We start from the raw sequence: 14,006 nt of genomic DNA on the forward strand, positions 1-14,006 counted from the left end.
TATGCACAACAATTTAGTTATTCTAGCGGGCGGAGCATCGTCTCGCATGAAAAAAGAAGCTATTGCGGATAATTTATCTGCAGAAGAAATCGCTCAGGCAAATGAAAGAAGTAAGGGCTTGATTGGAGTTGGTTCAACTGGAAGGCCTTTGTTGGATTATCTTTTGTTGAATGCAAAGAAAGCGGGCTATGAGAACATTTATATCATTATAGGTGAGCAAGGCGAATTGTTCAAAGAATTTTACGGAAGTCATGATGCCGATAACGATTTTCACGGTTTGAATATTTCGTTTGCTGTACAATATATTCCTGATGGAAGAACAAAGCCTTTTGGAACTGCAGATGCCTTATTTCAGGCCGTTGAGCAGTATCCAGAGCTAAACGGAATGGAATATTCAGTTTGCAATAGTGATAATTTGTATTCTGCTGAAGCGCTATTAGCATTAAGAAAAACAGAAAGCCCTAATGCCTTTATCAGTTATGATCGTGATGCATTAGAATTTCCTTTGGAAAGAATTTCACGTTTTGCCATTGCAAAATTGGATAAAAACAATCAGCTTTTGGATATTTTAGAAAAACCGACTGCAAATGATTTGCAAAATTACAAAGATGTTGAAGGAAAAATAAGAGTCAGTATGAATGCTTTTAAGTTTAAAGGAAGTATTTTATATCCGCATCTCAAAAATTGTCCGGTGAATCCAGAAAGAGATGAAAAGGAACTTCCGACGGTTCTTTTAAACACGGTGAAAGCAAATCCAAATACCACTATTGGAATCCCGTTTTCTGAGCATGTGCCTGATTTGACGGCAAAAGAAGATATTTTAGAGGTAAAAGAATATCTTAAAAAACACTATCCAGTACTTGATTGGAAGTAGTAGCAATATTAACATAAACTTCATTTCTATTTTAGGATAACGATCATTTATTGCATTAATTTTGGTGTTGCAAAAAAAATGCATACATTTGCACAAAATATGCAAAAAGATAAATTTAGTGTTGATTCTAATTTAGATAGAAAAACAAAAAATCTATTAACAATCAACCAAAGTATTATGTCAAACATTGAAAATGTCATACCAGCAATAAAAAGGAATTCAATTATTCCGATGGTTATCTTGACTGCATTATTTTTTATCCTAGGATTTGTAACCTGGTTAAACGGACCATTGATTCCGTTTTTTGAAATGGCTTGCGAGTTGTCATCCTCTCAGGCGTATTTTGTGACTTTCGCTTTTTACATTGCTTATTTTGTTATGGCTGTGCCATCATCTTGGGTCATTGAAAAAGTAGGTTATAAAAATGGGATTTCGCTTGGATTGTTGATCATTGCTCTGGGAGCATTTTTATTTTATCCAGCTGCCGAAAGCCGTACTTTTTTATTGTTTTTACTAGCGCTTTTTGTGATGGGAACAGGTTTGGCAATTTTGCAGACCGCTTCAAATCCGTATGTGGTTGTAATTGGTCCAAGAGAAAGCGCCGCGGCAAGAATTAGTGTTTTAGGAATCGCTAATAAATTGGCAGGGTTTGTTGCGCCAATTGTATTGACAGCTTTGGTTTTGTCTAATATGAAGGACTTTACCGCAGAAAAAATTGCAATGCTCGATTCGGTTTCAAAATCAAATGCCTTGAATTCTCTTGCATTACAATTGCAAAGGCCTTATCTTTATATGGGATTGATTATTATGGTATTAGCTCTTTTTGTGAAGCTTTCGCCGCTTCCAGAAATCGATTTGGATGAAGATGGAAATGTAGAGCATTTGAGTGTTTTGAAGCAAGTTAAAAATGCTTTCAAACGACCTCAATTGGTTTTTGGAGTTATTACATTAATGCTTTACATCTCTGCTGAAGTTTTGGCAGGAGATTCGATCGGAGGTTTTGGAAAACAATTAGGAGTTTATGGAGATGAAGGCAATTTTTATCTCAAATTAACCTCTTTTACGATGTCGGCAATGGTTATCGGCTATATTTTAGGAATAACATTGATTCCGAAACACCTTTCGCAAGCAACAGCTTTGCAAGGATCTGGAGTTTTAGGGATTATTCTAGTGCTGGCAATTGTTGTGATTTCGCCTAAAATAATGATTCAGCTTCCGGGAATTCCAGCTTTGCCAGTCGTGATTCTTTTAGTAGCACTTTTGGGCTTGGCAAATGCACTTTGCTGGCCGGCAATTTGGCCAATGGCATTAGAAGATTTGGGAGGATATACTAAAATAGGAAGCGCAATTTTGATTATGGGAATTATCGGCGGGGCTATTTTTCCGCTTTTCTATGGCTTGATTACCGAAACTATAAATGCCTCAAATATTGCAGCCGGAACGCAAGCAACTGCAAGAAGTGGTAATCAGCTGGCGTATTTAATGCTTTTGCCATCGTACATAATGATTCTTTTTTACGCTGTAAAAGGACATAAATACCGACGATGGTAAATAAATGAGAAACTAAATAAAAAACTATATCATGTTAAAAAGCAAAATCGACAAAGCAACAGGATTCGAAAAACGATTCGAAAACATCAATACGGTTGTTTTTGAAAATTCTTCAGAAGCTTCAAAAGAAGTAGCGCAGGAAATCGCTGCTTTAATTAGAGAGAAACAAAATGAAGGAAAGCCATGTATTTTGGGATTGGCAACAGGATCTTCTCCAAAAGGATTGTATGCTGAATTGGTACGTCTTCATAAAGAAGAAGGTTTGAGTTTTAAAAACGTAATCAGTTTTAATTTGGATGAATATTATCCAATGGAACCAAATTCAATCAACAGTTATGTTCGTTTTATGAAAGAATTGCTGTTTGATCATGTCGATATTTTACCTGAAAACGCTCATGTTCCAGACGGACTTTTAACAAAAGAGCAAATTGCAGATTATTGCCATGAATATGAAGCTAAAATCGAAGCTTTAGGCGGAATCGATCTTCAGATTCTTGGAATTGGAGGAAACGGACACATCGGATTTAATGAGTCTGGTTCGCTTCAAAACTCTAAAACACGTTTGGTGGCTTTGGATCATATTACAAGAGTTGCGGCAAGCAAAGATTTCTTCGGTTTGAATAATACGCCAAGAACTGCGATTACGCTTGGAGTGAAAAAAATCATGGAAGCCAAAAGAGTGATTTTATTGGCTTGGGGAGTAGGAAAAGCTAATATTGTAAAAAAATCTGTTGAAGATGAAGTGACAAACCGTGTTCCTGCTTCATTCTTGCAAGAACATAATAATGCTGTTTTTGTTTTAGATAAAGAAGCTTCTTCAAAATTAACGAGAATCAACAAACCTTGGTTGGTTGAGAAAATCGTTTGGACAGACAAATTGACTCGTAAAGCAGTTTTAGGATTGGCATTAGATCTTAAAAAACCAATTTTAATGCTTACAGATGCTGATTATATCGAAAACGGGATGAGCGATTTGTTGGCAGATTCAGGTCCTGCTTACGATACTAACATTAAGATATTTAATAAATTACAAAATACAATTACAGGTTGGCCAGGTGGAAAACCAAATTCTGACGATACAAACCGTCCGGAAAGAGCGGAGCCGGCTAAAAAACGCGTATTGATTTTCAGTCCGCATCCTGATGATGACATTATCAGTATGGGAGGAACTTTCATGCGTCTGCAAGAGCAAGGGCACGAAGTGCATGTGGCGTACCAAACTTCAGGAAATATTGCGGTTGCTGATGATGAAGCGCTTCGTTTTGCAAGATTCGTAATTGATTACAACGAGAAATTCGGAATCAAAAGCGAAGAAGCAGATAACATCTACAAAAAAGCAGAAGCATTTTTACAAAACAAAAAGAACAGCGAAATTGACATTCCAGAAGTTCGTTATATCAAAGGATTGATCAGAAAAGGAGAGGCTAGAGCAACAAGTTATTTCGTTGGTTTGCCAGACAGCCAAATTCACTTTATGGAATTGCCTTTCTATGAAACTGGAACAATCGAGAAAAAACCAATCGGACCAGAAGATATTCAGTTGACAGTTGATTTAATTGAGAAAATTAAACCACACCAAATTTACGCAGCTGGAGATTTAGCAGATCCGCACGGAACGCATAAAGTTTGTTTAGATGCAATTTTTGAAGCCGTTAAAGTTTTAAAACCAAAAGAATTCATGGACGACTGTTGGTTATGGTTGTACCGTGGTGCTTGGCAAGAATGGGGAATTGACGAAGTTGAAATGGCAGTTCCAATGAGCCCAGACCAAGTTTTGGCAAAACGTCATGGAATCTTCAAACACCAATCTCAAAAAGATGGAGTGGTTTTCCAAGGAACAGATGCAAGAGAGTTCTGGCAGAGAGCCGAAGACAGAAATCGAGAAACAGCAGAATTGTATCATCAGTTAGGTTTGGCAACTTATGCCGCAATGGAAGCTTTCGTGAGATGGCACTACTAAGATGCTAAGTTGCTAAGGTTCTGAGATTCTAAGTTTTTTTTCTTAGAGGTTTTTAGAAATTAGTAGTTAGTTAAATAATAATTTTGAAGCAGGAAGAGAGAATTAAAATAGGTTCTTTTTTCTTGCTTCTTTTTTTTGTTTAGATGCTAAGTTGCTGAGTTGCCGAGAAGCTAAGTTTTAATCTGTGGGAATCCTTTTAATCTGTGGCAAAAGAAAAATAAATGGTAGTTTTGCATGAAATGAAATAAGCAGAAGATCTATTATATTTTTCCTCTTACTTCTTTCTTCTTAAAAACTATGGATCAGGACAAAAAACAACTCATAAAATTAGCCCACACCAAAATGCCTTTCGGGAAATACGAAGGAAAATATTTAATTGATTTGCCTGAATATTATGTCGTTTGGTATCATAACAAAGGATTTCCAAAAGGAGAATTAGGGCAACAACTGCAACTCATTTATGAATTGAAATTAAATGGATTGGAGGAATTGATTAGGAATATTAAGAAGCAGTATCCAAAACCTATTAAATAGTAAGAAAAATCTTTTGTGCTTTAAAATTTTTTTTATAAGTTTGAAATACAAAATATTATAATTTTCAAAAACAAAGTGATACCACAGAATTCCAGCCTGAATTCATAAATGTGTACAAGTCAGTGTTTTTTAAATTATAATATTTTTTTTATGCCTAAATCTTTCTCTGTATCCTTTTTGTTTATCGGTTTAAATAATAATGTTTTTAATGATTTTGTTAATCTAGTTGCAAAATAGGTTATGAGAATTATTCAAAGCGCTTGGGCATGTAATAATTCAAATTTGCTAACTACAAATTCGGGATGGTTGGCTCCTGAATATAATTTAATGTCATGGACATTAAGCTGTTTGCAACTTAAAAAGCATTACGCAGAATTAATATTACATTGCGATAGTGTTTATGCTAAATTATTAATAGATACATTACAATTACCTTATAGTAATGTTGTTTGTGATTTGGATAATCTAAATAATTATCACTCTCAGCTTTGGGCTTTGCCAAAAATTCACTCTTACTCTAAACAAGAAAAGCCATTTCTTCATGTAGATGGAGATGTTTTTATTTGGAAAAAATTTGATGATGATTTGGTGAAAGGCGATTTAATTGCTCAGAATATTGAAACAGCAACAGAATATTATGAAAATATAATGCGTTCATTAGAATTTGGGTTAAATTATTTTCCGCCTGAAATTATTTCTGAACGAAGATCCAAAATGCCAATGTTGGCTTATAATGCTGGCATATTTGGAGGAAACGATATTGCTTTTTTCAAAGAATATACCTCTAAAGCTTTCAAGTTTGTTGACAGGAATTTGCCTAATCTCTCAAATATTAATGTTACAAACTTTAATATATTTTTTGAGCAATATTTATTCTATTGTCTTGTCAAAAAAAATAAAAAACAAGTTAATGTCCTTATTTCTGAACCTATTGAAGATAATCGATATCGAGGATTCGCAGATTTTGCAAGAGTGCCATATGAAAAAGATTATTTGCATTTGCTAGGCGCTTATAAAAGAAATGAATTTGTATGCGCGCAAATGGCAGATCGTTTAAGGCAAGATTATCCTATTTATTACTACAGGATAATTGAATTGATGAAAAAAAATAAAATTCCATTATTTAAAGATTGTTATAATCATTTAGAAAAGCTCGATGAAAAATATTTGGTAAAAAGATATCATATATTAAAAAATGATTTTTTGAATAAAGAGAAGTTTCAAAATTTAGAAGTTTTTGAAAGCAGTATAGAAAAAAAAGTATCATACTCTTATTTTGTAAATGACAAACAAATTTTAAGTCTCGATCCAGACCAACTCGAAGATCTTCAAATTTTTGTGTTTAGGCTTAATGAAATCAGGGACAATAAATTTTCAAATATTGCGAGAGATTTTTTGTATGGTAGGGATTGTAATTCAAATTATTATTATGAATACTTATTTGGTAACAGAGACAGTATATATGAAAAAAAAATAATAGCATCTGAAAATTTTGAGCTTCTAGAAACTAGATATAATTGGTGTCTTTTGAGAGAACAAAATAGAAAAGGGTTTGCAAATGTAAAGCTATTTAAAACAAATTTTGAATCAAAAATTATGGTAACTCCGGAATGTAATAATGAAGGATTTTCTGCCACAGCAATTGATTCATTAGATGTTTTATTGCTTGAAATTCTTAGTGTTGAAAAAACAATTCAAGAAGTTTTAGATGAAATCAAAGAATATTTTGATGAAGAAGAATTGAAAAAATCTTCATTAGAATTTGAAAAATTAATATTTGGACGATTAAAATCAGGTTTACATACAAAGTCAATTAAGGTAATTTTTTTAAATATCTAAATATTAACAAGATAAATATTACTTTTTGAATTAAATTACATATATTTGAAATAATCTTAAATTAAAGTAACATGAGAAATATTCAAAAAATTAAGTTTTCTGATATTAACGGAATGTTAGAAAATGATGAAATGAGAGAGATTACAGGTGGTTATGGAACATCCTATGCTTGCGGGTCTTATGCAGGTCCTTCTACGGGAGGAGGAAGTTATAATCCTGATTCTATTTTGGCAGGATTTGGTGGAGGTACAGCTATAGGCAGTACATTTGGAGGAGTACCTTATAATTCTAATACGTCAACCAGTAATAACGGTATTGCTACAGGAGGTAGCACAAATTATGGATCTAGCAGTTATACTGTAGGCTGGACATATAGTAACGGAAGAATGACAACTAATGATCCTGCTATAATTAACCGCTGGTACGATGTTTTTACGCATATTTATGGTACAACATCTGACCCATATGCAATTACTCGTCAAATAAATGCATTTGTTAATAACGAATCGACATTGACAGGACAGCAAGAAAATACTAGGTTATATGGAACAGTACTAAATAATGTAAATGTTTCAAATAATTATAAAGGACCTAGTACTATAGCGCCAGGTTTAATGTATAATAATGGAATATTAGAATATGATAATTCTATTTATAATAATGGAAGTACAAATGTAAGTGGTGGTGGGGGTCAAACGAGTATTTCAAATTCTTCTTCGATATTTGATAAACCTGGTACTTGTATTTTTGATGCCAATGGAAATTTGGTTACAATACAAAACGTAGCTGCCAATCACAGTATAAAAATATAAATAGGAGACAAATTGCTTGATTTTTCAGATTTAGATACTTCGCCTATTCAAGGAGTTAATAGTGCGACTATTGCGGCAAAAATCGCGACCTACTTTGCAACACAAGCTGGGATTTCTGTAGGTTTTGTTGGTGCAAGCAAAAGTGATAGCTTGTCATCTTCTGTTTTAGCTTTTACAAAACCTGACGGAACAGTGTACATAAATACCAATGGAGGTATTAGTAAATTACTTAATAATTTTGATAATTTGATGAACGTTTTAAAGCATGAGCAATTTCATCAAATAGAATTTGCTGATAAGAAAAAAACTAATTTTGAAACACATGTTAATGTTTATTTGAGACAATTTACGGATCCTACTTTTACCAATACTACAGCCGAATTTAAGTTAGGACAAGTAGCATCATTGTCAAATTATTTAATGAATATGGATCGTAATGATCCTAATAATGAATATGGTCGCAATACCATTATTAATAAAATAAATGAATTTAATCAATTGAATAATGGATATCAAATTTATAACGATAAACCATTTAGTCTTAATCCTAAAGAATTGCAATTATCAATTATGGATAATAATGGCAAAATATATGATGTTGATTATAATCCAGCTAAAAACTAAAAAATGAAAGAAACGATAATCGATATTTTATTTTTTATTCTTTCTCAGAAAAAAAGTAAATATAAAATGATAATACTTTGTTTTGTTCTCTTTTTTTGCAGTTGTAATAATAAAACTGAAAAAGACAGGATGGATATTGTAATCGAAAAGCTTACAGAAAGATATCCCAAATTAAAGAAAGGAGATTCTGATTATTATAGATTGGTTAGAAGTGTTGCTTATGATAATAATAATTTTGAAATTCAATTACGTACGGAGCCTGATTCGATAGCAGACAGACAAAGCATACTAGTGTTTGTAAACTCTAAAAGAGAATATTGCGCAATTCCTTTTTTTTCTAATACCTACACAGATTATTGGGAGTTTCCAAATGAAGAATCTTTAAAAAATCTAAAGAAAGTGAAGGGTACTTTTAGTAAGGAATTGCGAAATGCATTATTGTTTTTAAAACATGATAAAAAAGTTGAGCTTTTTGATGTTGCAGAGGAAATGAGGCACTCTTTATTGTATTGTTCAGATCTTATGGAAAAAGATAGTTTAATAATGAAAGAACCTATAGCTCATTTTGGTAAATATTTGGAAGGTAATGAACAAGAAGAGAATGTGAGAGAAAGATTAAGAAAAAATTATATAGATATTATGAGAAACAAACGTACATATCTTCTTTATCAAAAAAACGCTGTTGTTGCATATTTAGATCCAAAAAATTTAAGGATCTACCAGTTTATTTACAACAAGGATAGTACATTTTCAATCAAATCTTATAGGCAAGATCAGAAACTAAATATGACTTATTTGTGATGGTAAAGATCAAATTATGAAAAAATATAGATCTAATTTACTTTGTCTGCTGTTTCTTTTTGTAATCCCCGCTCCCGCACGAATCCTGTCGTGTGGCCGTGTGTAGGTAATACATATATGAAAATTAATAAAAATAAAAATGGCAAGAACTTTAATGATTTTAAGAGTGAGAGCAGAACGTACCACATGAAAGGATTCGTGTGGGAGCAAGGGTTTATAATCGACTTTTTACATTTATAAGTCTTCAAATAGTTATCTTGATTCTGCAGGAGCGTGACAATAATCTCATTTTGATTTCCAAAAACATATAAATACAAGATTTAATTTTTCTAAAATTTTAAACTATTTGAATAGTAAAAATTATGGTAGTACTATTTAATGCTAGCTACATTGAAGTAATAAATATAAAGAACCTTTTAAGTAGCTTTAATATTGAAAGTTACATTGAAAATGAATATATGGCGACGATAAAACCTTCATTATTAAGCGCTGGTGGTTTTAATTCAGTTTTTTTGCAGGTAAACGAAAAAGATTTTGAAAATGCACAAAAAATACTGGAAGATTATAAAAATGGAAAGTTTAGTTTGGACTCCTGATTTTAACCCTTTCTGAAGAAAATGAATTTTAATTTGCTTATTATAAAGGGTAGAGAATAAGAAATATAAGTTTTTTGAATTATTGAAAACAAATATTAATTCAGATTATAAAAGGTTAGAGCGAAAATAGGAGAAGTTCCATGAATTAAAAAAACTTATAATTAAAACATCAATATCTAAAATGAAATTTATAATAGTAATTCTCGTTTTTTCGCAAGTTTGTATCTCACAAACTAAAGAGATTGATGAATTGATGATTAGTGGTGAAAAAGCATTTTCTGAAAGTAATTTTTCACAAGCGAAGGAAATTTACACAAAAGTGACAAATGTAATCCCGAATGATAAAAATGGCTGGTATAATCTAGGTGCATCTGAATTAGAACTTGGAGAAAATGAAAATGCATGCGAGCACTTTTATCAGGCTTTTTTATTAAATGATGGCGAAGCATTGCTCTTAATTAAAAAGCATTGCCCAAATTTTAGAAACGGCACAATAATGTCAATCGATGATGTTCAAGAAAAACCTAAGTTCATTTATAAGGAAAAAGAATACCCACTATTTGATAAAAACGGTATAAATCCAAAATTCACTGAAATTTTAGTTAGGAGATTTAAAAACTCTCGATTGTTGTATGACAATTACAGAGGGCGTCTATATGTCAAGTTTGAAATAACTGCAAATGATTCAATAGATTTGAAAATATTTGGTATTCAGGGAGATGAGAAAAAAGTACAAGCTATAAAGGATGAAGTTAAATTTATTTTTAATGACATGGTGAAGTATGTTTCAGCTAAAAATAAAGGAGTAAATGTTGAATTATGGGAAAAATGGGCATTGCCTATAACTTCAAAATAAAAAATTAAATGTTCAATTTTCCCCACGAGCATCAGCTCGATGCAAAAGATTGTGGTCCTACTTGTATAAAAATAATTGCTAAATATTACGGCAGGTTTTATAGCCTGCCTTTTTTACGCGATTTATGTGGTATTACGCGTGAAGGTGTCAGCTTTTTAGATCTCAGTGATGCCTGTGAAAAAATCAGTTTACGCACTAAAAGTATTAAGATAGATTTTGATACTTTAAAGGTAATTCCCTTGCCTTGTATTGTACATTGGCAGGATAATCATTTTATTGTCGTTTATAAAATAAATCACAAACAAGTTTTTGTTTCTGATCCTGCAAAGGGTCTTTTAAAATATTCATTTGAAGATTTCCAGAAAGGTTGGTTAAAAGAATCTAAAACTGGAGCCGTTTTGGCTATTGAGCCTATGGCTGATTTTAAACAGCGATCTATAAATGACAAAATAGAAAGACGTAAAACGCTCGAAAATTTCTTAGGTTATTTTACTCCATACAAAAAGAGTTTTATAAACCTATTTGTGGTAATGTTGATCGTAACAGTATTACAGGCATTTTTGCCGTTTATTTCAAAATCAGTAATCGATGTTGGTATTCAGACTAATGATTTAGATTTTATTGATCTGGTTTTAATTGCGAACATAACAATCATAGTGAGTATTTTATTAAGCAATATGATTCGAGATTGGATTTTGCTGCATTTGACTTCGAGAATTAACATTTCATTAATTTCTGATTATCTGATTAAATTAATGAGGTTGCCCATTACTTTTTTTGAAAACAAGCTTATTGGGGATATTTTGCAACGTGCGCAGGATCATGAGCGTATTCGGGATTTCATCATGAACAATTCGCTCAATTTTGTCTTCTCAATTTTGACCTTTTTCATTTTCGGAATTATTCTCTGTATTTACAGTCCAATTTTATGTTTGATTTATGTTGTTGGAAGTGTTTTGTTTATGGGTTGGGTTTTGTTTTTTCTTCGATTTAGAAAAAAACTGGATTGGGAATATTTTGATGTTCATACTAAAAATCAAAGTTATTGGGTAGAAACTATCGGAAGCATTCAGGATATCAAAATCAATAATTACGAAAAACAAAAAAGATGGAAGTGGGAAGCGCTTCAAGTTCAGTTATTCAAAATTGATCAAAAAATACTTCGAATTACAAATGCTCAAAATCTCGGCGCTCAGTTTATCAATCAATTAACCAATTTAGTGATTACATTTTATTGTGCCAAAGCAGTAATAAAAGGCGATATTACTTTTGGAGTAATGATATCGACTCAGTTTATAATAGGAATGCTGAATGGTCCAATTATGCAGTTTATTTCATTTATTCAATCGGCTCAATACGCTAAAATAAGTTTTTTGAGATTGAATGAAATACATGAGCTTGAAAATGAAGAAGAAAACGACATCAACAACAATATAAAACTGCCGGAAGATAAAAGTTTGTTTTTGCGAAATGTCAGTTTTCAATATAGTCGAAATGGCGACTATATTTTGAGTAATATTTCTGTAATGATTCCAGAAGGAAAAGTAACAGCAATTGTCGGCGACAGCGGAAGTGGCAAAACAACGTTGCTAAAGCTTATTTTAAGATTATACAATCCTACTCACGGTGAATTGTCAATGGGAAATTTGAATATTAAGAATATCAATTTAAAACAATGGCGAGAGAGTTGTGGAGCAGTTATGCAGGATGGCAAAATTTTTAGTGATACAATTCAGAATAATATTGTTTTGGATGATGAAAATATAGATTTTGAGAGGCTGAAAAAAGCTGTCACAGCTGCAAATATTGCTTCTGAAATTGAATCGATGCCAAAAGGCTATCAAACCATGATGGGGGAGAGCGGAAGAGGTTTGAGCGGTGGACAAAAACAACGTGTTTTAATTGCAAGAGCTTTGTATAAAGATCCGGACTATTTGTTTTTTGACGAAGCAACCAATTCTTTAGATGTTATAAATGAACAAAAAATTGTTATGGCATTGGAAGAAATATTTAAAAATAAAACGGTAATTGTTGTAGCTCATAGATTAAGCACTATTCGAAAAGCAGATCAGATAATAGTTTTGAAAAATGGCTACATAACTGAGATAGGCAATCATGATATGTTGATGTCCAGAGAGAGCGGGCATTATTATCAATTGGTTAAAACACAAATAGGAGATACTATAAATGGCTAAAAAAGGATTTCATAAAACACTTAATGAAAATAGAACAGAAGAAGTTGCGTCAATAATTGAAAGGATGCCGACAAAATTCGGATTTACAATTAGTGGTGTCGCATTAGGTTTAGTCTTGCTTCTGCTTTTATTTGGATGGCTTATAAAATATCCATCGATCTTGGCCGGTCAGATTGTTATAAATACGCGTCAGGCACCAGTCAGGCTAATAGCGTCAACTTCAGGAAATATTATTTTGTTGGTAAATAAATCAGAAGCGAAAGTTAAAAGAGATGAATATCTGGCTTACATTAAAAACGAAGCTAATTTGGAAGATGTTAAATTATTAGATCGCATGCTTGTTAAAACAAATATTCATGGGCTTAATTATAAAGAAAATCGTCACTCGTTTCCTGAAAATCTAGTATTAGGAGAAATAAATAATAAATATTTTAATTTTTTAAATTCGTTATATCAATATTTAGATTATTCAGTACAACAGCCTTATGAATTTCAAAAGCAAATAAATCAGAAGTTATTAGAGTTGCAAGTAACTAAATTTTCTCAACTGAAAAATGATGCTGAAAATCAAAAAATGAAGTACTTAATAGCTCAAAGTTTATTTAAAAAAGATTCAACACTATTTGCAAAAGATGTAACTTCCAAATCCGATATTGAGCATTCTCTTATTGCTAAAGCGAATAGTGAATTAGATTATTATGCTATTGACAAAGAAATTAATAATACGGCTTATCAGATAAATGAAGCTCAAAATAAAGCAGAAGTTATTGCAATTGAAAAAGCAGTTAAGGAAAGAGAACTCGTAGTTAATTTGTTTAACAGCTACTATGAGTTGGCTGATGCAGTGAAAAAATGGGAACGAACTTATGTTTTTGTTTCTCCTATTGAAGGTAAAATTGATTTTCTCAATTTCACGAAAACCAATGATTACATTCAGTCGGGTCAGGAATTATTTAAAATTGTACCCGATAACAATCAATTGATTGGACAGGTCAATTTACCAGAAAATGGATCTGGTAAAGTAAAAGTTGGCCAAAGTGTTATTATTAAGCTTAATAATTATCCATATAATGAATATGGTTCTGTAAAAGGAAAAGTAAAAAGAATATCATTGGCAACAAATCAGCAAATGATGTCTGATAATCAAAATAAAATCAACTCTTATCTTATTGATGTTACTTTGCCTTTTGGATTAAAAACCAATTATGGAGTTGAATTAAATTTTCATGCTGAAGCAAAAGGAACTGCAGAAATTATCACAGAGGATCGAAGGCTAATTGAACGTTTCTTCGATAATTTGAGATATAAACTAAAATGATCGGCATTAATTTATTTTGTACTTTTCTGAAGGACATTCCGCCCTT

General features: G+C 31.9%; 12 protein-coding genes. All 12 read left to right on the top strand.

Annotated elements, in window-relative coordinates:
- The first annotated feature begins 1 nt into the window (after window position 1).
- Window positions 2-874, top strand: a complete 873-nt coding sequence (locus tag SCB73_RS13530; RefSeq protein ID WP_320566751.1) for a sugar phosphate nucleotidyltransferase — start codon at window positions 2-4, stop codon at window positions 872-874.
- Window positions 875-952: 78 nt separating this feature from the next.
- Complete coding sequence (locus tag SCB73_RS13535) at window positions 953-2,425, top strand: sugar MFS transporter (protein WP_320566752.1); 1,473 nt, start codon at window positions 953-955, stop codon at window positions 2,423-2,425.
- A 31-nt stretch (window positions 2,426-2,456) separates the two neighbouring features.
- On the top strand, window positions 2,457-4,385 hold the full coding sequence (nagB, locus tag SCB73_RS13540) for a glucosamine-6-phosphate deaminase (protein WP_320566753.1): 1,929 nt from the start codon (window positions 2,457-2,459) through the stop codon (window positions 4,383-4,385).
- Window positions 4,386-4,682: 297 nt separating this feature from the next.
- Complete coding sequence (locus SCB73_RS13545; protein WP_026729140.1) at window positions 4,683-4,919, top strand: DUF3820 family protein; 237 nt, start codon at window positions 4,683-4,685, stop codon at window positions 4,917-4,919.
- A 240-nt stretch (window positions 4,920-5,159) separates the two neighbouring features.
- On the top strand, window positions 5,160-6,758 hold the full coding sequence (locus SCB73_RS13550) for a DUF6734 family protein (RefSeq protein WP_320566754.1): 1,599 nt from the start codon (window positions 5,160-5,162) through the stop codon (window positions 6,756-6,758).
- 131 nt (window positions 6,759-6,889) lie between these two features.
- Entirely contained in the window at window positions 6,890-7,570 is a 681-nt protein-coding gene (locus SCB73_RS13555) for a hypothetical protein (protein ID WP_320566755.1), read from the top strand.
- A gap of 12 nt (window positions 7,571-7,582) precedes the next feature.
- Window positions 7,583-8,194 (top strand): hypothetical protein, encoded by a 612-nt coding sequence (locus SCB73_RS13560; protein ID WP_320566756.1) that lies wholly within the window; start codon window positions 7,583-7,585, stop codon window positions 8,192-8,194.
- A gap of 3 nt (window positions 8,195-8,197) precedes the next feature.
- Window positions 8,198-8,995, top strand: a complete 798-nt coding sequence (locus tag SCB73_RS13565) for a hypothetical protein (RefSeq protein ID WP_320566757.1) — start codon at window positions 8,198-8,200, stop codon at window positions 8,993-8,995.
- 362 nt (window positions 8,996-9,357) lie between these two features.
- Window positions 9,358-9,591: a putative signal transducing protein gene (locus tag SCB73_RS13570; RefSeq protein WP_320566758.1), complete on the top strand. Its 234-nt coding sequence runs from the start codon at window positions 9,358-9,360 to the stop codon at window positions 9,589-9,591.
- A 181-nt stretch (window positions 9,592-9,772) separates the two neighbouring features.
- Window positions 9,773-10,447 carry a tetratricopeptide repeat protein gene (locus SCB73_RS13575; RefSeq protein WP_320566759.1) on the top strand — a complete coding sequence of 225 codons (675 nt, stop codon included), beginning with the start codon at window positions 9,773-9,775 and terminating at the stop codon, window positions 10,445-10,447.
- An 8-nt stretch (window positions 10,448-10,455) separates the two neighbouring features.
- Complete coding sequence (locus SCB73_RS13580) at window positions 10,456-12,642, top strand: peptidase domain-containing ABC transporter (protein WP_320566760.1); 2,187 nt, start codon at window positions 10,456-10,458, stop codon at window positions 12,640-12,642.
- The gene (locus SCB73_RS13585) at window positions 12,635-13,960 is read left to right on the top strand and encodes an HlyD family efflux transporter periplasmic adaptor subunit (RefSeq protein WP_320566761.1); all 1,326 of its coding nucleotides are present in this window, start codon (window positions 12,635-12,637) and stop codon (window positions 13,958-13,960) included. The genes SCB73_RS13580 and SCB73_RS13585 overlap by 8 nt, the downstream gene beginning before the upstream one ends.
- The last annotated feature ends 46 nt before the right edge of the window (window positions 13,961-14,006 follow it).

This window comes from Flavobacterium sp. KACC 22761, assembly GCF_034058155.1.
Taxonomy (GTDB): Bacteria; Bacteroidota; Bacteroidia; order Flavobacteriales; family Flavobacteriaceae; genus Flavobacterium.